This window comes from Collinsella sp. LCP19S3_D5 (assembly GCF_052121415.1).
In the GTDB taxonomy this organism is placed as follows: Bacteria; Actinomycetota; Coriobacteriia; order Coriobacteriales; family Coriobacteriaceae; genus Collinsella.
Map to the genome: position 1 here is coordinate 129358 of NZ_JBQKEH010000004.1, position 21386 is coordinate 150743.

General features: G+C 60.3%; 18 protein-coding genes. 2 read left to right on the top strand and 16 right to left on the bottom strand.

Features of this window, described 5'->3' with window-relative positions:
- Positions 1-282: 282 nt before the first annotated feature.
- Positions 283-1512 carry a putative ABC transporter permease gene (locus ACTQXO_RS03045; protein WP_441033115.1) on the top strand — a complete coding sequence of 410 codons (1230 nt, stop codon included), beginning with the start codon at positions 283-285 and terminating at the stop codon, positions 1510-1512.
- A gap of 106 nt (positions 1513-1618) precedes the next feature.
- Here ACTQXO_RS03045 and ACTQXO_RS03050 read toward each other — a convergent pair whose 3' ends face one another.
- The 11 genes from ACTQXO_RS03050 to dnaB form a co-directional block, all read right to left on the bottom strand.
- A complete protein-coding gene (locus ACTQXO_RS03050; RefSeq protein WP_427794018.1) occupies positions 1619-2035 on the bottom strand; it encodes a molybdenum cofactor biosynthesis protein MoaE in 417 nt (138 codons plus the stop codon).
- Between the two features lie 143 nt (positions 2036-2178).
- A complete protein-coding gene (locus tag ACTQXO_RS03055) occupies positions 2179-2871 on the bottom strand; it encodes a class B sortase (protein ID WP_441545421.1) in 693 nt (230 codons plus the stop codon).
- Positions 2872-3225: 354 nt separating this feature from the next.
- Positions 3226-3690 (bottom strand): 5-(carboxyamino)imidazole ribonucleotide mutase, encoded by a 465-nt coding sequence (gene purE, locus ACTQXO_RS03060; protein WP_373575402.1) that lies wholly within the window; start codon positions 3688-3690, stop codon positions 3226-3228.
- 485 nt (positions 3691-4175) lie between these two features.
- Positions 4176-7490, bottom strand: a complete 3315-nt coding sequence (gene carB / locus ACTQXO_RS03065; RefSeq protein ID WP_154516735.1) for a carbamoyl-phosphate synthase large subunit — start codon at positions 7488-7490, stop codon at positions 4176-4178.
- Between the two features lies 1 nt (position 7491).
- Positions 7492-8937: a glutamine-hydrolyzing carbamoyl-phosphate synthase small subunit gene (gene carA, locus ACTQXO_RS03070; RefSeq protein WP_441033476.1), complete on the bottom strand. Its 1446-nt coding sequence runs from the start codon at positions 8935-8937 to the stop codon at positions 7492-7494.
- 410 nt (positions 8938-9347) lie between these two features.
- Complete coding sequence (locus ACTQXO_RS03075) at positions 9348-10313, bottom strand: hypothetical protein (RefSeq protein WP_154516741.1); 966 nt, start codon at positions 10311-10313, stop codon at positions 9348-9350.
- Between the two features lie 19 nt (positions 10314-10332).
- A complete protein-coding gene (locus ACTQXO_RS03080; RefSeq protein WP_441545422.1) occupies positions 10333-12102 on the bottom strand; it encodes an ABC transporter ATP-binding protein in 1770 nt (589 codons plus the stop codon).
- Between the two features lie 82 nt (positions 12103-12184).
- Positions 12185-12880 (bottom strand): NUDIX domain-containing protein, encoded by a 696-nt coding sequence (locus tag ACTQXO_RS03085; protein ID WP_195838565.1) that lies wholly within the window; start codon positions 12878-12880, stop codon positions 12185-12187.
- 21 nt (positions 12881-12901) lie between these two features.
- A complete protein-coding gene (gene purD / locus ACTQXO_RS03090) occupies positions 12902-14206 on the bottom strand; it encodes a phosphoribosylamine--glycine ligase (protein WP_154516747.1) in 1305 nt (434 codons plus the stop codon).
- 120 nt (positions 14207-14326) lie between these two features.
- On the bottom strand, positions 14327-15613 hold the full coding sequence (locus ACTQXO_RS03095) for an adenylosuccinate synthase (RefSeq protein ID WP_427717940.1): 1287 nt from the start codon (positions 15611-15613) through the stop codon (positions 14327-14329).
- 92 nt (positions 15614-15705) lie between these two features.
- Positions 15706-17103 carry a replicative DNA helicase gene (gene dnaB / locus ACTQXO_RS03100; RefSeq protein WP_441033480.1) on the bottom strand — a complete coding sequence of 466 codons (1398 nt, stop codon included), beginning with the start codon at positions 17101-17103 and terminating at the stop codon, positions 15706-15708.
- Positions 17104-17293: 190 nt separating this feature from the next.
- Between dnaB and ACTQXO_RS03105 the strand changes: the two genes are divergently transcribed.
- A complete protein-coding gene (locus tag ACTQXO_RS03105; protein WP_039689008.1) occupies positions 17294-17788 on the top strand; it encodes a nucleotidyltransferase domain-containing protein in 495 nt (164 codons plus the stop codon).
- A gap of 71 nt (positions 17789-17859) precedes the next feature.
- On the opposite strand, the gene ACTQXO_RS03110 is transcribed toward ACTQXO_RS03105, so the two are convergent.
- The 5 genes from ACTQXO_RS03110 to rpsF form a co-directional block, all read right to left on the bottom strand.
- Positions 17860-18942: an IS1595 family transposase gene (locus ACTQXO_RS03110; RefSeq protein ID WP_052241584.1), complete on the bottom strand. Its 1083-nt coding sequence runs from the start codon at positions 18940-18942 to the stop codon at positions 17860-17862.
- A 218-nt stretch (positions 18943-19160) separates the two neighbouring features.
- A complete protein-coding gene (rplI, locus tag ACTQXO_RS03115) occupies positions 19161-19700 on the bottom strand; it encodes a 50S ribosomal protein L9 (RefSeq protein WP_154516756.1) in 540 nt (179 codons plus the stop codon).
- A gap of 15 nt (positions 19701-19715) precedes the next feature.
- Positions 19716-19982: a 30S ribosomal protein S18 gene (rpsR, locus tag ACTQXO_RS03120; protein WP_006235829.1), complete on the bottom strand. Its 267-nt coding sequence runs from the start codon at positions 19980-19982 to the stop codon at positions 19716-19718.
- Positions 19983-20054: 72 nt separating this feature from the next.
- The gene (locus ACTQXO_RS03125) at positions 20055-20507 is read right to left on the bottom strand and encodes a single-stranded DNA-binding protein (protein ID WP_006235830.1); all 453 of its coding nucleotides are present in this window, start codon (positions 20505-20507) and stop codon (positions 20055-20057) included.
- A 48-nt stretch (positions 20508-20555) separates the two neighbouring features.
- Entirely contained in the window at positions 20556-20849 is a 294-nt protein-coding gene (rpsF, locus tag ACTQXO_RS03130; RefSeq protein WP_006235831.1) for a 30S ribosomal protein S6, read from the bottom strand.
- Positions 20850-21386 lie beyond the last annotated feature (537 nt).

Sequence of the window (21386 nt, forward strand, 5' to 3'; positions counted from 1 at the left end):
GCCTCGTTATTTGGCGTTACCTGCCTTATTATACGCACGGCAAGACAAGCTCCCCAGCGCATGAGCAGCGCTTTTTAAAAGCCCACCGAGCTTATTATCCGTTTTGCGACCAAACATTTTATTGGGTAGTCCACTCTCAGGGGCAACGGCCTCGAAGACTTCCCGTGCGCCGTGTCTCGCCCGCGCTAGGGGCTACATTGTTGCAATTGGGACGTTCGTCCTGTCTTTTAGCTGGTCGTCGGCGTATCCTTGTAGGCTACTACAAGACGAGAAAGGTAGCGTATGGATCGAAATCAACTCGACCCCAGTGTCCCCAGCGCCACGGAGGTCAAGAAGATCCCCCTTATCATTAAGGTGTACGCCGTCCTGTGCATCCTGTCCGGCGTAGGCACGCTCCCTTCGGTCGGCGCCTTTATGTGGCGGGTCATCACCGCGCTCATCAACGGCAACGCCGCCGCCAAGCTCGGCGACAACACGCTCGTCGCGGTCGGCCTTATCGTCGCCGGCATCATGCTCTCGGCGGCGAGCGCGGTCATCTTGATCATCTTTGGCCTGGACCTCATCAAGAACCAGCGCCGCAACGCCGCGCGCCTGTCCTATATCCTTATCGCACTTACCGTCGTTGAGCTTTTGGTCGACGTGATGCTCCAGGGTATCGGGCCGTTCTTGCTGCGCCCCGCCATCCAGCTCGGCATCCTCGTCGCGCTTTCGGCCACTGTTGACCCAACACTTCGTCAGGAGCGCGAACTGCAGCGCCGCTTGCAGGAGATGCTCGATCGCGACGCCGCCGCCGAGGGTATGCTCGGCCGCGATGAGACCGGCGAGGGCTACATCAAGCTCAACTACTTCAACCTGTTCTGGGTATTCTTTGTCTGCTGCGTGCTCGGTCTGATCCTGGAGGACATCTGGCACATGACGGTCGACGATCCAGGCGTCTACCAGAACCGCGCCGGCATGCTATTTGGCCCCTTCAGCCCCATCTACGGATTTGGCGCCGTACTCATGACCATGGTGCTCAACCGCTTCTACAAAAAGAACCCCATCATTATCTTTTTGGTGAGCGCCCTGCTTGGCGCAAGCTTTGAGGTCTTTGTGGGCTGGTTTATGCAGACCTCGTTCGGTGTGGTCTCGTGGAACTACTCGCACATGAAGCTCTTTGGCATGCCCGATCCGCTCGCCGTGCTTACGGGCGGTCGCACCTGCACGGGCTTCGCCTGCCTGTGGGGTCTGGGCGGACTCATCTGGATCAAGCTGCTGCTGCCCAGATTGCTCAAGCTCATTAACATGATTCCCTGGAAGAATCGCTACTCAGCCACCGTCATCTTTACCATCATCATGCTGGTCGACGGCGTCATGACGCTGCAGTCGCTCGACTACTGGTACCAGCGTGTCAACGGCACGGCCAGCGATATTCCCGTTGCGCAGTTCTACGGAAGGTACTTCGATAACGAGTATATGGAAAATCGCTTCCAGAGCATGACCATGAGCCCCAAGGACGCCACACGCGTGTAGCAAACGCCAGAGCAAAATAGCTCCAACACATCAAAGCCCGCTGGCAGATCTACATGAACTGCCGGCGGGCTTTCGCTATAGACAGACTCGGATTGCCGACGAGGCCTTACGCCTCGCGCTCGACCTCGCTCACGCACTCGTTCTTGATGGTGCCGACGAGCGACTGCAGCGCATCGACCACATGCGGGCGGATATCCCCTCCAATAAGTACAAGCATGATGTCATCGCCCACGGCAAGCTCACCGCTCGCCAGCCATACGCGCACATAGCCGATGCCGGGCATCGCACGCGTCGCTTCGATGGCAGACCGTACCTTGTCGGCGTCGTAGCCAAACACCATGCCGCTTACTTTATGACCCGGCGCCACGCCATCGGTCTTGACACCACGGGCCTCAGACTTGGGCGTTGCGCGCACCACGCCGTTATGCGTCAGGTACATACCGCACGCCGGCGCCGAAGCGTCGGCCTTGGCTTCACGCAGCCACGCATCGACCGAAGGCATCAATTTGCCGCTTTCAAGCATCGCTTCCCCTTTTTTCCGTCGTCGAGTAGCTAATTTGGGACGGGGCTCTTTTAGCTACCGCGGGCATGCAGAATGATTTTGCTGGGTTAGGTGACTGGGGTAGCTAAAAGAGCCCCGTCCCAAATTAGCTACTCTCGAACCACTTATTCCTCGACCGGTGTGAGCACCATGACGGCGCGCGTATTGCTAAATGACAGTGAGCGGCAGGTCACAAGCGTTACAACCTTAGTTGCCGAGGCAGCACGGTCGGTCGCATCGTTTGCCACGGCCGAGGCGCCATCGAGCATCTCGGACAGATAATTCGTCAGCCCGTCGTCGCCCTCAAAGTTGGTCGCGCGCGCCTTGGCATACGTATCCTCAACCACCTTGGTCGCCAGCGGTCTCAGCTTATACGTACCGTCGCGCGTAATGTAGTACACATACTCGATGCTATCGAACTTTGCCTGGTCGGTTGTGTCCGAAATAATGTTGAACATCGAGCCGTCGTTCATATGATGGCCATAGATCGTGGTCTGCTGGTCCACCATACCGGGGGCCGTATCGTCGCAGTCCAGGAAAATTGCACCGGAAGCGTTGGATGTACCGTCAAACAACGTGTTGAGGTACTTGGAGTTATTGTTGGCCTGAACCACCGGATAGTTGATAGTAGTATCCGGAACGTAAATCCAGCCGACAATCTCGGGGTTCGTCTGCGCAAGGGCATCAAAATCAACGACGGGGATGCCGCTGCCATCCTTATCGCTCACATATTGTTTCTCGATCTTTGCATACGAGTCGTTTGCCTGTTTGTAGCCAATTTGCGCATTGATGTAGATAGCCGCTGCGGCAACAATCAATCCGATTCCGACAATGATGAGCAAGATAGGGAAAATCGACCGACGTTTTTTGCGCGGCTGTTGGACATGTCCCGCCGAGTCCTTATGGGCCGGTAGCGTAGTACGCTGCGGCGATTTCGCCGTGCTATACGCCGAAGGACGGTATGCGGCAGGCGTATTCTGGCGCTGGCGGCGCTGCCCTGTCGGCACCACGGGGCGTGGGGCACGGGCATGCTGGGGAGAGGATGCCCGACCCTGCTGAGGCGCACGGCTGTCAGCGGGCTTTGAAGGGTCGGGGATTTGAGAGGACCTAAAACGTTTTCCCTGATAGTCGGACATAACTCTCCTTATGGCACAAAAGGAATGGTGGCGATCTTACGCGTCAGCCATCTCCTGTTTCATTTTCTCAATGACCGTACGATACTCGGGGTCGCAAGCACCCAGAATCTGTGTGGCGTAGATAGCGGCGTTCTTGGCGCCGTTGATGGCAACACAGGCTACGGGCACGCCCGAAGGCATTTGCACCATCGACAACAGCGAATCCATGCCGCCCAGGTCACTCGTCTTCATAGGAACACCGATAACCGGCAGCGGCGTAAAGGCAGCCACGACACCGCCCAAGTGAGCGGCCTTGCCGGCGGCGGCGATAATCACCTTGATACCGCGATCGGCAGCAGTCGAAGCCCACTCGTGAACCTTCGCCGGCGTGCGGTGCGCGCTTGCGATCACGAGCTCATAGGGCACGCCCAGCGCCTCGAGCTCGGCGGTGCAGCCTTCCATAACGCCCAGATCGGACTTGGAGCCCATGATGATCCCGACAACCGGCTTCTGATCTGCCATAAATAAAGACCTCCTGTTGAGAGCGGTGACGCGGCGAATCCGCGACCCTTAACTACTGAGAGTAGTATAGCCGCTCCCGTCCCTGCGGTCTGTGGGTGCTCTGCGGCGGCCCGGTGTTTTCATCTTCACTCCGGTTGCTACGCAAAGTCGCTCAGCTAAATAACCCAGCCCGCCGCGGGGCACCCGGGGACCTACCGGATATTGCCATGACGTACGTTGGCTGATTTGGTTTGGAATGGGAGGTTGACGAGGCTGAAAGTCCCTCCTACATAACGTGGGCGCCGTCGTTCGAATGAACGACGGCGCCCACACTCAATTTTATTCAGCCCTAATCATCGCGCAAAGTCCCTTCGACAGCACACGGTGCAGCAAAGTCACCGCAGGCCGGGGCGGGAGGGGCCGAGTTTCCTCCTGAGCGACTCTGCTTGCAGCCGGAGCGAAAGGGGGAAATCTCGGCCCCTCCCGCCCCGGCCGACCAGGTCACATTACACCGTGTACTGCGGCAGGTCCTGCAGGGCGATGACGTCCATGCCCATGTCGTTGGCGCTGCCGTGGCCCTGCTGGTCCTCGCGCACCGCCTCGATAGCACTCACGTAGGTGTTGGCGGCAGACATCGCCGTCACACAGGTCACGCCGCGGCGAACCGCCTCGGTGCGCAACAGATAGCCGTCGCCGCGCGAGCCCGGGCCGTACGGCGTATTGATGATCACCGCGATCTTGCCATCGGCGATAAGGTCACCGATGTTGGGCCGCTCGCCGTCGTGTGGGCCGCTGATCTTTTCCACGACCTCGCACGTCACGTTGCCTCCGCGCAGCACGCGCGCCGTACCCTCGGTAGAGCAGATGTCAAAGCCCAGATAGCGCAGGATACGGGCGACCGAAAGGATATGGCGCTTGTCGCGATCGCACACGCTAATGAACACCTTGCCAGCGCTCGGATCGGGCAGCTTGTAGTCAATCGCCAGCTGTGTCTTGGCGTATGCCTCGGGATAGCTCTTGGCGACACCCATGACCTCGCCCGTCGACTTCATCTCGGGCCCCAGGATAACGTCGGCTCCCGGGAAACGGCCCCAGGGCATAACGGCTTCCTTCATGCAGAAGCAGTCCAGCTGGCGCTCGTCGCTCGGCAGGCCCAGGCTCGCGATGGAATCGCCCGCCATGATGCGCGCCGCGCACTTGGCCAGCGGCACGCCGGTGGCCTTGGAGATAAACGGCACGGTACGGCTGGCACGCGGGTTGGCCTCGATCACGTAGACGGTCTCGCCCTTGATGGCATACTGCACATTGACCAGGCCGCGAACTCCCAGCGCCATCGCGATGCGGCGCGTGGTCTCGCGGAGCTTCGCCTGCAGACTCTCGCTAAAGCTAAACGGCGGAATACAAGTCGCGGAGTCACCGGAGTGGATACCGGCCTCCTCGATATGCTCCAGAATACCGCCGATGTAGACCTCCTCGCCGTCGCACAGGGCATCGACATCGGACTCGATCGCGCCCTCCAGGAAGCGGTCGAGGTACACCGGGTAGTCGGGGCTAATGCGGGCAGCCTCGGCCATGTAATCGTGCAGATGCTCGGCATCGTAGGCGATCATCATGCCGCGGCCGCCCAACACATAGCTCGGACGAACCAGCAGCGGGTAGCCGATATGCGCAGCCACGGCCTCGGCCTCCTCAAACGAGGTGGCCTGACCCGCCGGCGGGTACATAATGCCCAGCTTGTCGAGCAGGGCGGCAAAGCGCTCGCGGTCCTCGGCAAAATCGATGGCATCGGGCTTAGTACCCATGATGTTCACGCCGCTCTCCTCGAGCATGCGCGCCAGCTTAAGCGGGGTCTGGCCGCCGAGCGTCACCACGACGCCGTCGGGGCGCTCAACATCGATAACGTCCATGACGTCCTCGTAGGTGAGCGGCTCAAAGTACAGACGATCGGACGTGTCGTAGTCGGTCGAGACGGTCTCGGGGTTGCAGTTGACCATGATGGTCTCGAAGCCACGGGCCGCCAGCGCGTAGCTCGCGTGCACGCAGCAGTAGTCAAACTCGATACCCTGGCCGATACGGTTGGGGCCGGCACCCAGAATCATCGCCTTGGGCTTATCTGCCGGCGTGGTCTCGTCGGGGGCAACGCACTTCTTGGCGACCGGGCTCGTGCGGTAGATGTTTTCGTAGGTCTTGTAGTGATACTCCGTGGCACTCGAGAACTCAGCAGCGCAGGTGTCGACCGTCTTCATGCTGGGAACCACGCCCAGGCCCTTACGGTAAGCGCGAACAAAGCGCTCGTCCGAGCCGGTCAGCGCGGCAATCTCGGCATCGCTCGTGCCATACTGCTTGAGCAGGCGCATCGCGTCGGCGTCGATGTCCTCCACGCGCAGGCCGCGAATGCTCTCCTGGACCTGCACCATATCGTTGATACGGTTGAGATACCACGGATCGATGCCGCAGATGGCATGGATGCGCGCGACATCCCAGCCACGACGCAGGGCCTCGACCACAAAGAAGATGCGGTGCTCAGTCGGGGTGCCCACGGCCTGAGCGAGCTCGTCGTCGCTCAGCTTATCGGCACCTTCCTTGCCACCAGCGCAAATGCCCTGATGTCCGTCCTCCAGCGAGCGCATGGCCTTGCCAAAGGCCTCCTCAAAGGTGCGGCCGATCGCCATGATCTCGCCCACGGCTTTCATGCGCGTTGTGAGCGTGGGGTCGGTACCCTTGAACTTCTCAAAGGCAAAGCGCGGCACCTTGACCACACAGTAGTCAATCGTGGGCTCAAAGCAGGCAGGCGTGGCTTTGGTGATGTCGTTGACGATCTCGTCGAGCGTGTAGCCCACGGCCAGGCGAGCGGCGGCCTTGGCGATGGGGAAGCCCGTGGCCTTGGAGGCCAGTGCGGACGAACGGCTCACGCGCGGGTTCATCTCGATGACGATCAGGCGACCGGTCTGCGGGTTCACGGCAAACTGCACGTTGGAGCCACCGGTCTCGACGCCGATCTTCTCCAGAATGGCGAGCGAGGCGACACGCATGCGCTGATACTCAAGGTCGGAGAGGGTCTGCGCCGGCGCCACGGTGATGGAGTCGCCGGTATGCACGCCCATGGGGTCGAGGTTCTCGATGGAGCACACGATGATGCCGTTGCCGGCGTGGTCGCGCATGACCTCCATCTCGTACTCTTTCCAACCCTCGATGGACTCCTCGACCAGCACCTCGTGGGCGGGCGAGAGCTCAAGGCCCTGGCTCACGATGGAGACGAGCTCCTCGTGGGTGTGCGCGATGCCGCCGCCGGCGCCGCCCAGGGTAAAGCTCGGGCGCAGCACGCAGGGATATCCCACGCGCTCGGCGATGGCCTCGGCGTCGGCCACGCTGTAGGCATAGCCCGAGCGCGCGACCTCCAGGCCGATCTCGGCCATGGCCTCGTTAAAAAGCTTGCGGTCCTCGCCGCGCTCGATGGCGGCAAGGTCGCAGCCGATCATCTCGACGCCGTACTGGTCGAGCGTGCCGTCCTTTGCCAGCTCGACGGCGGCGTTCAGACCGGTCTGGCCGCCCAGCGTGGGCAGCAGCGCGTCCGGGCGCTCCTTCTTGATCACGCGCTCGATAAATTCGGCGGTGATGGGCTCGACATAGGTGCGGTCGGCCAGGCCCGGGTCGGTCATGATGGTCGCCGGGTTGGAGTTGACCAGGATGACCTCAAAGCCATCCTCCTTGAGCACCTTGCAGGCCTGGGCGCCGGAGTAATCGAACTCGCAGGCCTGGCCAATGACGATGGGGCCCGAGCCAATGACGAGGATACGCTTGATGTCAGTACGCTTAGGCATGTTAGTTCTCCTCGGTCTCGGTCGTGGCGGAACCATTGTCGGCAAAGTTCCAGCCCTGCAGGCGGTCCTTCGCGGTGTCGATGTCCAGGTAGTTCTCCTCGCCGTCCATGAGTCGCGTAAAGGCGGTAAAGAGATAGTGGGCGTCGGTGGGGCCGGGCGAGGCCTCGGGGTGGTACTGGACCGAGAAGCACGGGGCGTCGAGCAGCTGAATGCCCTCGGCGGTGCCGTCGTTGAGGTTCACGTGCGTCAGGCGAATGCGGCCAAAGCGCTCGTTCATCACGACGGGCGCGATACCACGGCGCACCCAGACGCGCAGATCGCCGTCGGCCGCATGCTCGGTCTCGCCGCCCGAAAGTTCGGGGACAAGCTTGCCCAAGCTGGGGAACAGCAGGCCAAAGCCATGGTTTTGCGCGGTAATTTCCACGCGGCGGCTGACCAGGTTCATAACCGGCTGGTTACCGCCACGGTGACCGAATTTGAGTTTTTCCATCTGGGCGCCGCATGCCAAGCTGATCATCTGGTGACCCAGGCAAATGCCAAAGACGGGCACCTTGCCGATCAGCTGCTGCGCCTGCTCGTAGGTCTCTACCACGGCATCGGGGTCGCCGGGACCGTTGGACAAAAAGACGCCATCGGGATTCATATCGAGTACCTGACGCGCGGGTGTATCCCACGGCACGACGGTGAGGTCGCAGCCAGCACGGACCAGACCCTCCAGGATGCCACGCTTGACACCGCAGTCGTACGCGACCACGTTGTGGCGGGCGGGAGCGGGGGCCGCAAGCGCAAAGCCATGCTCGGCGGGCAGATCGCTTCCGGCGAACGGATGGGGCGCAGGGCAGCTCACGGTCTTGACCAGGTTCTCCCCCACCAGCGTGGGAGCAGAGGCCAAGCGCTCGGCAAGCTCGTCGATGTCGAGGACCTCGGTCGAGATAATGCCCATCTTGGAGCCATTGTCGCGCAGGTGGCGCACCAGGGCTCGGGTGTCGACGCCCTCGATAGCGACGATGCCGTGTGCGCGCAGGTACTCCGGCACGCTGACGGCCGAGCGCCAGTTAGAAGGCGTGGCACACATGTCGCGCACGATCATGCCGCGCATGGCGGGAGCACTCGCAGGGCGTACGTCATCGCCGGGGAAGGCGGACTGGACATCGGTCTCGTCGATGCCATAGTTGCCAATCTGCGGATAGGTCATGGTAACGATCTGGCCAGCATAGCTCGGGTCGGTCATAACCTCAAAGTAACCCTCGAGTGAAGTATTGAAGCAGACTTCGCCGGTCGCGGTGCCCTCGGCACCACATGCACGGCCATAAAAAATGGTCCCATCCTCAAGGTACAGGATGCAGGGACCGCAAGCACCCTTGCTGGTTTTGGCCAGCATGCGCTGGCACAGTTCGCTGGGCGCGATGGTGCGGGCGGCAGCGCCCGCAATATGGTTGTTCGCCATAGTTCTCCTTCCCGGTCTCTCGGGACCGGCTTAAAGGTGTGTAGTTAGGCCTCGCGGTATTCTAACCGTAAGTATGCCTTATGGCGTTAATTACATAGAATTGTTTACAAAATGATAATTATGACTTCTTATGCATAATGATTTTTCTGGGACGGGATTAAAAAATCATTCTGAAAGCAGAGCTTTGTCGCTGAGTAGTCAATTTGGGACGGGGCTATTTTAGCTACCCCGTCCGTCAATCAACCTAACCGTCGTGCCACCAGCCGGGGTAGCTAAAATAGCCCCGTCCCAAATTGACTACTCGCCAACCGCATACATGACAGAATAATTTTTTAATCCCCGTCCCAGAAAAATCGTCCCGCGTGGGCTTGCGGCTCACGCGGGATGTCATCATTCTATGTGGCTGCGGACTACTTTTGCTTGTCCTGCTCAAGTAATTCGGACGGGGTGCGGCCAAGCTTGCCGCCACGGAAAATCTCGCGGCCGTGCAGGCGGTGCTCCAGATCACGTTCGGCCTTTTCCTCGTCAATCTTAGTCTGGCTCACCGCCGGGTCCTCGATGAGCGACGATACCGAGTTCACCTGTTTCTGAATACGCTCGGCAATGGTGTCATCCATGCTCACGATACGCATCTTCCAGTCGATATTGGTGGCGTTGGAAGAGCTCTTGGTCCAGACGAACGTCATGATGGCACTCTGGTGGCCCTGGGCGGGAAACATGCCAAAGAAGGAATCATGCTGAATCCTGCTGTCCTCGTCGATATAGGCGTGGACGTTATACACCACACGGTCAATCTTGTCGTTGAGCAGGGCATTGGTTGCGAGCGCCGCCGCCTGAATCTGACCGTTGGACAGCAACTCGAGTTCATTGGCAGAAGACGTGTCCAGCACCGTCACCTCAACCGTGCCCGTACCCTCGTCGGCCTCGTCGACGGTAAAATCGAGCGGGAACTGCGTAAAGCCGTTGCCCCATTCAAGTCCACCTTTGAGCGCGGTCGAAACGGTATCCACCGAAACGCTCTCGGAGAGGTTCGCGGTGTTCAGGCGTCGCATCACGCCGTAGCCGATCTGCATGCCCACAATCAGCACCAGGATGCCGATAACCACGGCCATGGCAGTTTTCGTAATGGTATGGCTCACCTGCGAACCCGAAGGATCGTCCTCGGACAGCGGGTCGATATGTTTTGCCTGGCTCGCGCGATCCTCGCTGCGCAGCCGCGCCAGTGTCGCCTTGTCACCGCGTTTGACGGCAGACTCTTTCTCGCGCATGCGCTCGGTACGCTTTTTGGCGAGTGTAGGATCCAAGACGCCGGATGCATCGATTTCGGAGAATAACTCCGTCACTTCTTCCGGAGTCAGATGGTTCTTATCAGCCATAACCTTCCTGTCATATCAATCAGTCGAGCTCGTGCGCACGCGCACCTTCGAACTGCATTCGATAGTAACGGGCATAAGTGCCGCCACGGGCGAGAAGCTCCTCGTGCGTGCCACGTTCCACAACGCGACCATGCTCAACGGTCGCAATCTCGTCGGCATGCTTGATGGTCGAGAGACGGTGAGCGATGATGATCGTGGTGCGGCCGCGCGCCAAGCGCTCGAGCGACTCCTGCACCGCCTCCTCGCTCTCGTTATCCAGAGCACTGGTCGCCTCATCCAAAATAAGGATCTTGGGATTTTTGAGAAACACGCGCGCGATGGCGACGCGCTGCTTTTGACCACCAGAAAGACGGCTGCCGCGCTCGCCCACCACGGTGTCGTAGCCCTGCGGAAGCGACTCGATAAAAGCATCGATGTTGGCGCGATGGGCCGCCTCGGCGATTTCTTCTGCCGTGGCGCCCGGCTTGCCATAGGCGATGTTCTCGCCAATCGTTCCGTCGAACAGATAGACATCTTGCTGCACCAGGCCGATGGATTGGCGCAGGCTACGCTGCGTCACGTCGCGCACATCCTGGCCGTCAATGCTAATGGAGCCGGCGGCGACGTCGTAAAAGCGCGGCAACAGCGAACAAGTCGTTGATTTGCCGCCGCCCGAGGGACCAACCAAAGCGATGGTTTGACCGGGCTTAATGGACAGATCCATATGGTCGATAACGGGACGCGTCCCGTCGCCCGCGCCCAGCTCGACATCCTCGTAGCTAAAGCACACGTCGCGATACTCAACAGCGCCGGCCGTCACCTGCAGATCCGCAGCACCCGGCTTATCCTGAATATCGGGGACAGTCGAGAGCACCTCGTCCATGCGCCTAAAGCCGGCGATGGCTTTCTGGTACGTCTCGGCCGAATTGACGAGCGTCTCAAGCGGCGTGCAGAACAGCGAAATGTAGAGCGCGAAGGTTGCCATATCGACCGCCTGCAGCTGACCTTGGGCAACGAGCCAACCGCCCAGCAGCACCACGATCACATAGAGCACGCCCGAGAGCAGACCATACGTCGCGGTGTAGACGCCCATGGCGTGATACATGTTTTCCTTGGACGAAAGGTAGCGATCGTTAGAGGCACGGAACTTAGAGCGTTCGGTCTGCTCATTGGCAAAGCTTTTGACCACACGCATGCCCGCCAGCGAATCCTGCAGCTGCGCATTGATGCCGCTGATCTTTTTGCGGTTATCGCTAAAGACCTCGCGCATGCGCATATTCTGCCAAAACATAATGACCGCGAACACCGCCGTCACCACGGCCATGGCGAGCGCGAGCACCGGCGCAATGGTAAACAGAATCACAAACGAGCCAATGATCTCGATACCGCAAATAATGATCCATTCGGGCACGTGGTGCGCCGCCTCGCAGATATCGAACAGGTCGTTGACCACGCGGCTCATCATGTCACCCGAGCTGTTGCGATCAAAGTACGCAAAGCTAAAACGCTCGTACTGATCGAACAAGTCCTCGCGCATCTTGGACTCCATGCGCGCGCCCATCACGTGGCCCCAATAGCTCACAAAGTAGCGGCAGGCGCAGCGGGTGGCATACATCAGCACCAGTCCCACCGCGATCATACCGAGCGCCTGCATAATGGCAGTCTGGCCCTGGGTAAACAGCCCGCCGCACAGATTGCGCAGGATAATGGGAAACGCCAGGTCAATGGCGGCGAGCACCAGGGCGCAAATGGTATCGGCAACAAAAAGCCCCATCTGGGGCTTGTAGTAAGACAGAAAACGCTTCAGCATGTGATCCTCAAAGAAATATCAGCAACGTAAGACCCTGGGACAAAGCAATCAGTAGCACTTGTCCCAGGGCTATCCCCACTCGTTACAGCTCAGAACCACCAAGGCGGTGTGCAATGCTGTCGCAGGCAAGCGCGCCCACGACGGTCTTGGCATCCTCGATCTTGCCGTCGAGCACGGCATCGATCAGCTCGTGCAGCGGCACCAGGTCAACGTTGACAAACTCGTCATCGTCGGGGTTGGGCGCATCGAACTCGAGCTTGGTGGCCAGGTAGATGTGAATAATCTCGTCGCAAAAACCGCAGGTCGTGACAATAGACGTTAAAAAGCGAATGCGCCCGGCCTTAAAGCCCGTCTCCTCATGCAGCTCGCGCCTGGCACAATCGAGCGGGTCCTCGCCTGGGTCGAGCTTGCCGGCGGGAATCTCAACCGTCACGCGGTCGATGGCGGTGCGGTACTGACGCACCAGTACGATCTTGCCGCTCTCGGTCAGCGCCACAACGGCCGCCGCACCCGGATGGCGAACGATATCGCGGGCGCTGCGGTGACCGTTGGGCAGCTCAACCTCAAGACGGTGGACGTCGAGGATCTTGCCCTTCCAGGCGCACTCCTCCGAAAGAATCTTCTCATGCAGCTCGGCATCGTGCGGGTCGTCGTCGCCCAGCACCAGCGCCGGCTCGTCAGCGACCTCGCCACCAGGCTCGCCCTCGGCGTGCCCATACATGCGGCTGTCCTCTTCGACGATTTGCGCGTCGACGAGCTCTTCGTTCTTCTCGTCCATCCGTCTCATTCCTCTCGGATTTTAGGCATCCCAGGCGTCGCGGCCGCGCAGCGCGCGCAGGCCAATGTCGTGACGCAGGGTCTTGCCCTCAAAATCGATCTTCTCGCAAGCCTCGTAGGCAAGGTTGCGAGCGTTCTCGAACGTGTCGCCCAGCGCGGTCACGGCGAGCACGCGGCCGCCGTTGGTCACGAGCTGGCCGTCCACCACGGCGGTGCCGGCGTGATACACGGTCACGTTCTCCATGGCCTCGGCATCCTCGATGCCGGTGATGACCTTGCCCTTCTCGTAGCTGCCGGGATAACCCGCGCTCGTCAGGACAACGGCCACCGCCCACTCGTCACGCCAATCGAGCTCAATCTGGTCGAGCTCGCAGTTAGCGCAGGCAAGCATGACCTCGACCAGGTCGTTCTTAAGGCGCGGCAGCACGACCTGCGTCTCGGGGTCGCCAAAGCGGGCGTTAAACTCCAGCACCTTGGGGCCGGCGGGGGTAAGCATAAAGCCGCCGTACAGGCAGCCACGGTAATCGATGCCCTCGGCGGCGAGCTCGGCCACGGTCTGCTCCATGACCTTCACCATGGTGGCATGCTCCTCGTCGGTCACGATGGGCACCGGGCTGTAGACGCCCATGCCGCCCGTGTTGGGACCAAGGTCGCCCTCAAGCGCGCGCTTGTGGTCCTGAGAGGTGGCCATGGGACGCACGGTCTTGCCGTCGGTAAAGGCCAACAGCGAGCACTCGGGGCCAACGAGCATCTCCTCGATAACCACGGTGTTGCCGGCGTCGCCAAAGGTGCCGCCAAAGCACTCGCGCACGGCCTCTTCGGCCTGCGAAAGCTCGGTTGCCACAATAACGCCCTTGCCCGCGGCAAGACCGTCGGCCTTCACGACCAGCGGAGCGCCCTGCTCGCGCACATAGGCGAGAGCCGAAGCCTCGTCGGTAAACGAGCCGTAGGCGGCCGTCGGAATGCCCGCGCGCTCCATGAGCTGCTTGGAGAACAGCTTAGAGCCCTCCATCTGAGCGCCCTCGGCACCCGGGCCAAAGCAGGGAATACCCGCCGCGCGCACGGCGTCGGCCACGCCCGCCACGAGCGGAGCCTCGGGGCCAATCACCACGAGTCCGCATCCGTGGCTCTGTGCAAACGCCGCCACGGCAGCAGGATCGCAATCGTCGAGAACCACGTTCTCGCCGCAGCTCGCAGTGCCGCCGTTGCCCGGGGCGATGTAGAGCTTGCCGGCGCGCGGTGATGCCGCGAGCTTGGCTGCCAAAGCATGCTCGCGGCCGCCGCTGCCCAACAACAGGATGTCGATGGTTTGAGTGTCCGCCTTCAAGGGTGCCTCCTCTATGGATTAACGGCCCGTCAACCATGCGGGCCCATTACAAGCAAATATACCCCTCGGCCGCCCGTCCGGGCTGCGAAGGGGTATATCGCAATAACCAAATAACGCCGATTACTTCCAGAATCGGTTGATGATCTGCTCGCGGCCGGCGCCAACACCGACAAACGTCACGCGCGTGTGCGCCAGATCCTCGACAAATGCCACGTAGTCCTGAGCCTCCTGCGGCAGCTCCTCAAAGCTGCGGCAGCCGGTAATATCGCACTTCCAGCCGGGAAGCTCCTCGTAGATGGGCTTGGCATGCTCAAAGCGCACCTGGTGCTCGGGCACGCTGGTGTAGCGCTCGCCGTCGACGTCATAGGCCACGCACACCTTAATGGTGTCGAAGACCGAAAGCACGTCGAGCTTGGTCAGGGCGATGTCGGTAAGACCGTTGACGCGCGAGGCGTAGTTGGCGATGGGACCGTCAAACCAGCCGCAGCGACGACGGCGACCGGTGGTCACGCCGTACTCATAGCCCTCCTCGGTCAGCGTATGGCCGGCCTCGGACTCGTAGGAAAGCTCAGTGGGCATGGGGCCTGCACCGACGCGGGTGATGTAGGCCTTCATGACGCCCAGCACGCGGTCGACGTTTTTCATGCCAACACCAGAACCGGTGATCGCGCCGCCGGCGGTGCAGTTAGAAGACGTGACAAACGGATAGGTGCCATGGTCGATATCGAGCAATGTTGCCTGGGCGCCCTCAAAGAGCAGGGTCTTACCCTCATCGATCATGTTGTTGAGCAGCAGGCTCGTCTCGGTGATGTACGGGCGCAGGCGCTCGGCCATGGGCAGGTACTCTTCACAGATCTGGTCCACGGTGTAGGTGGGCAGGCCGTAAAGCAGCTCGAGCTCGGGATTCACGCGGGCAAGAGCGGTTTCCAGCTTGTCGCGGAAGAGCTCCTCGTCCAGCATGTCCTGCATACGAAGGCCAATACGAGCCATCTTGTCCTGATAGCACGGGCCAATGCCGCGCTTGGTGGTACCGATGCTCTTCTTGCCGAGCTTCTGCTCAAAGGCGCCGTCCAGGTCGACGTGATACGGCATGATCACGTGTGCGTTGCCGCTGATCTTGAGGTTCTTGGTGGTGATGCCATCGGCCTCGAACATGTCGATCTCCTCAAGGACAACCTTGGGGTTGACGACGCAGCCGTTGCCAATCACCGACACGTGGTCGGCGTACATGATGCCGGAGGGCACCTGGTGCAGGCCGTACTTCTTGCCGTTGACAACGATGGTGTGGCCGGCGTTGTTGCCGCCCGAATAGCGCACGACGGCATCGAAGTCGCCGGCGATCAGGTCGCAGATCTTACCCTTGCCCTCATCGCCCCACTGGGCACCGACCAAAACGGTTGACGGCATGTTTACTCCTTACATACATGGACTGTCTGCGCGCCACACGGCGGGCAGAAGCACAAAACATTCCCAGTATACCCGTGCAACGGGCGCCTGTCCTACTCCTCGGTATGCACCCCATCAAGCTCATAGAACTTGGTAGACGCCGGCAGAAACATCAGGTCGACGTCACCGATCGGGCCCGAACGGTTCTTGGCCACGACAATACGCGTGACGCCCTCGTCAGGTCGGTCGTCGCGCGAGGCCTCAGCCTCGTCGGCGGAACGGTCCAAGAACATGACGATATCGGCGTCCTGCTCGATGGAGCCCGATTCGCGCAGGTCGGAAAGCTGCGGGCGCTTGCCGGTACGGGATTCGACCTGACGCGACAGCTGAGACAGCGCGATCAGCGGAATCTTGAGTTCCTTGGCCATAATCTTTAAGCCACGCGACATCTCGGAGACCTCGACGGTGCGGCTCTCGGAACGGCGTCCCGGCGGAGGACTCACCAGCTGCAGGTAGTCCAAGATAATGATGGCCTTCTCCTTGTTGTGGAGCATGCGGCGGCTCTTGGCGCGAATCTCGGTCACCGTGGTGCCGGGCGTATCGTCAATCAGAATATCGAGCTTGGACAAGGTCTGCGTGGCCTCGTTGATATTGGCCCACTGCTCGGGGCTAATGCGACCCATGCGAAAATCACTGATCGAAATCATGGCATAGGCGCAAATCAGGCGCTGGGCAATTTCCTTGCCCGACATCTCCAGCGAGAAAAAGCCGACGGTGTAGCCCGCAGCGGCGGCATTGAGCGCCAGGTTTAGAGCGAACGAGGTCTTACCCACGGCGGGGCGGGCGCCGATAATGATGAGCTGGCCCTCGCGGAAGCCCATAAGCATGCGGTCGAGTGACGGGAAGCCCGTGGGAACGCCCGCTGCCTGGCCACCGGCCTGGCACACTTCCTCGGCCTCGTTATAGGCCTCGACCATAAACTCGGTCAGCGTCTTGTAGCTCGACTTAACCTCGCGCGCCGTAACCTTGAGCAGCTTGCTCTCGGCCAGCTCCACGACCTCTTTGGTATCGGTGGGGGCGTTATAGGCCAGCGCGTTAATCTCGTTGGTGGCGCCAATCAGCTCACGCAGCATCGAGTCGCGACGAACGATGGCGGCATGGTGCTGCCAGTTGACGAGCGACAGGGTCTGACCCATCAGCTCCAAAATGTACGCCTCGCCGCCCACGGCATCGAGCTTGTTGATGCTTCGCAGGTAATCGATCAGCGAGATGGAGTCGATGGGGATGCGACTGTTGTACATATCGACCATCGCGGTATAGATGGTCTTATGAATGGGCCGGTAGAAATCATCGGGCTGCAGCTCGACCTGGGCTTCTTCGACCACCTCGGGCGATAGCAGCATGGCGGCCAGTACGTTGGCCTCTGCATCTTGGTTTTGGGGGAGACCCAACTTGGAGCCGCGGTCCTCGACCGTCAGCCATATCTCCCTATCGTCATATGCCATGAGCATCCTCATTCATATCGCTTGCGAGCATCCATAGTATCAGCCACAGCTTTAAATCGAGGCGCGCCTTAACAATCATCACCGAACCAAACGGATGAACGGTCCCTTATGTGCGTTGTGTTAGACCACTTTGGATACTGGGACTTTTCCTATAATCTTTCTTGCTTAAATAGCAGGCGAAAGCGAAGGAGCTCCTATGGTCACCAAGGATGATGCGTGTTGGATAATCGGCCTTTCCGCAGGTGCGGGCATTGGCGTATATCTTGATGGCGGCTGGGGCGTCGATGCGCTTGTCGGGCGTGAGACCAGGGCTCATAACGACATCGACCTGTTCGTTCAGCGCGGGGATTACCAAAGGTTCGTGGATCTAATTGCTGATGAGGGGTTTTCCGAAGTGGCTGCATCTTTCACCACCGAAGATCACACGGTGTGGCAAGACGAGGCGGGGCGCATCGTCGACCTGCATTGCTTCGATTTCGCCGAGAATGGCGATATTCTGTATCAGGGAGATCGTTTTCCCGGGGAGGTCTTTTCGGGGAGGGGGCGCATCGGCGAGGTGGAGGTGTCGTGCATCGACCCCGAAAGCCAGCTGTTGTTTCACTTGGGCTATCAGCATGACGAGCACGACGTCCACGATGTCATGCTCCTATGCCGTGAGTACGGTTTCGACGTTCCCGAAGAATATCGCTAGCTGTTGCTTTTTGCATCGGGTCACGACTTCAGCGCTTGCCGCAGATGCGCTGCGCCAGACCGCCCTGGACATCACGCCACGCCGTATATGGCCCTCCGCGCACGCGAGTCCCATTTCGCCTGCTTGATCCAGTACTCGTAGAACGGATAGGGGGTCACCTTGTACTGGCGCCAGGTCTTCTCGTACGTGCCGCGGGCCGCCTGCCTCACTATGAGCTCGGCGAGCTCGTCCGCGCTCCTGCGGACCTTGAAGCACCACGTCCACTTGAACCAGGCGAGGTAGTTCTCGAGGCGTCTCGTGGAGACGCCCCGGAACCTGCCGATGAAGTGCCTCATCTGGGAGTGGAGGCTGTTCACCCTGTTGATGGCGTGCTCCTCCCTCTTGCTGGCGATGTGCTCGCCGACGCCGAGGGCGGGCAGGACGCGGCGGTATACGTGCGCACGGTCCGTCGAGATTATCGCGCCGACCGCGAGCTTGTCGGCGAGCAGCTCCCTGGCTGCCGCCTCGTCGAGGCCGCCCCTCCCCGCGATCTCGTAGAAGATGTCGCCGGCGTCGTTGATGCCGGTGAGCACGCATATCTTCTCGTGCCCGTCGGTTCCCTGCGACCTTGCGCGGGGCTTCCTGGGCACGCCGGACTCCGACCTGGAGCGGTTTCCCTTGAAGCTCTCCCTGAAGAAGCACTCGTCGAGCTCGGCCCCGCCGCCGGCCTCCACGCGGAAGGCGGGCATGCGCTTGGCCATGGCCTCGAGCAGCCTGTGGCGCATGAAGAACGCCGTCTTGAGGCACACGCCGCACTTTTCCGCCGACTCGCGCAGCGGGAGCATGTCCACGTGGCACTCCGCGAACCTCATCCAGGCCGACCTGTCGAGCTTGGTGGTGGAGAAGATGCGCATGGTGGCGTCGGTGAAGGTCCTGGCGCACCCTCGGCAGAGGAACCGCTGACGGCCGCGCCCGTCTCGCCCCCTCTTCACGTAATGCGGGGAGCCGCACCAGGGGCAGGCTCTGTCGGGATCGTCTTCCGCCCCCTCGCTTGCCGCGAGGTCGAAAAGCTCCGCGTCTATCAGCGCCTTGAGCGATCTCAGGGCCCTGCTCTTCTCGGCAGCCGTCATCTGCGGGAGGAACTGCCTCGTCAGCTGGGTGAGCACGTCTTCCATTGCAACCTCCATCTTTCCTGATGATGGAATTGTCGCAATTGGGGGTCCTGCTGCGTGTACTGTGCATAGGACACTTATCCAAAGCGGTCTAACACAACGCTTATGTGGGACTGCATCTCACTGTATGACGTGACACCCACTCAGCGCAAAAAATAGAAGGGCGCCCCGGTCTCCCAGAGCGCCCTTCTTAGAACAAGATTGTTGCGTTGCAGCAAATGCTACTCGGCAGCAGCCTCGGTCTCGACCTCGGCGGTCTCGGCCTCGGCGACCTCAGCGGCCTCCTCGACCTCAGCCTCGGCAGCGAGCTCCTCGGCGGTAACGCCGACGAGAACGACAACCTCGGCCTTGATCTCGCGGTACAGCGAGATGGCAACGGTGTGGGCACCGGCAACCTTGATGGGCTTGCCGAGCTCGACGCGCTTGCGGTCGATGTCCATACCGAGCTGATCCTTAATGGCGTCAGCGATCATAGCGGCGGTGACGGAGCCAAAGAGGATGCCCTCGTCGCCGACCTTGACGTCAACGGTGACCTGCTTGCCCTCGAGGGCAGCCTTGGTCTCGTTGGCGGTAGCCAGACGGACGGCCTCGCGCTTGGCGATGTTGTTGCGACGCTCGTCAAGCTGCTTGAGGTTGCCCTTGGTGGCGGCAACAGCGAGCTTCTTGGGGAACAGGAAGTTCTCAGCGTAACCCTGAGCGACCTCTACGACGTCACCCTCGCCGCCCTTGCCCTTGATCTCATCGAGAAGAATAACCTTCATGATGCGTCTCCCTTCTTAGCCGCGGTCGCGGTTGCCACGGGAGGAAACCACGGGGACGGTGTACGGCAGGAGAGCCATCTCGCGGGCGCGCTTGATGGCGTTGGCGATGTCATGCTGATGCTGCGTGCAAGCGCCAGTGACGCGACGGGGCTTGATCTTGCCACGGTCGGTCATGTACTTACGGAGAAGCTGAGTGTCCTTATAGTCGATGAACTCAGTGTTCTCCTTGCAGAACTGGCAGTACTTACGACGCGGCTGACGTGCAGAAAAATCATTAGCCATGTCAAAATACCTTTCATTTGGCAACTTCGGTGAACCGAAGCCGCCTCTCACTCAAAAATAGGTGAACAACCCTTAAAACGGGATGTCCTCATCGTAGACGTCGACCGCGGGCGGCGTAGCCACCGGTGCGGCAGGACGTGCTGCGGGCGCGGGAGCTGCGGGGGCGTAACCGCCCTGATCGTAGCCACCCTGGCCACCACGGGAGCTCATAAACTCGATCTCATCGACGATGACCTCAAGCTTGCTCCTGCGCTGACCGTCGCGCTCCCAAGAGCTGTAGCGCAGCTTGCCCTCGATCGCGACCTTGTTTCCCTTTGCCAGGAAACGGCTCACGGCCTCGGCGCGGGTGCCGAACATAGTGCAGTCGACAAAGTTGGGATAGTCCTCCCACTCGCCAGTCTGCGCATTGCGGCGGCGATCGTTCACGGCGACGCCAAAGGACAGAACCTGGGTTCCGCCGGCAGTGGCGCGCAGCTCGGGATCGCGGGTGAGGTTACCGGTGATGTTCACTCGATTGATGCTCATTACTCACTACTTCCTCTTGGGGCACAAGCCCAGTCCAAAACGACAGTCTTACTCCTGGTCGTCGCGACGGACGATCATGTGGCGGACCACAGCGTCGGTGATGCGCAGGACGCGATCAAGCTCGGCGATCTGGGTAGGATCTGCGTGGAAGTTGATGAGGGTGTAGTCACCATCGGTGAGGTCGTTGATCTCGTAGGCGAGCTTGCGCTTGCCCCACTCGTCAACGGAGTCGACCTTGCCAGCGCCCTCAGCGATCGTGGTATCGATACGCTTCATAACAGCGAGACGAGTCTCGGGGTCGAGCGACGGGTCAACAAAGAACAGCAGTTCATAAGCCTTCATATTGTCACCTCCTCTGGACAAATGTGGCTTCAGGTCGTGAAGGTGCGCCTGAAGCAGGAAAAGACTTGGTAATAGTATCTTTCAACCTCCCAGGCTGCAAGAATATGCAGCTACAACCTCATGACCTCCACATATGCCCATACTCGCACGGCCTTTCTTGCGTATTCCAACCAAATGCCGTCCAAGAGCTTGACGGATTTGAGGACAAGGGCGGGTACATACCGACTTTCTGCCAGATAACCGCAAGTCGTTCGCAGCATGGCTGCGGTCGCAAAATGCATACCAGCGGTACAACGCGACATTTTGAATTATTAAACTTGATTCCCGACCGTCCGTAACTACCTCATTTGAACAGTTCGTCTGGTCAGATTACGCAGGTCATCGATTGGTTTCGGCACGGTTAGGCAAACGACGGAGCGATGCAATGGTTGATTTCCGATCTCAACCGAACACATTGAGCTGACGGCACGCTCCCGCAGTTAACCGAACGCCCCCGAGGTCCTATCCGGGACCCGGGGGCGCCATTTTCCCAGTTGA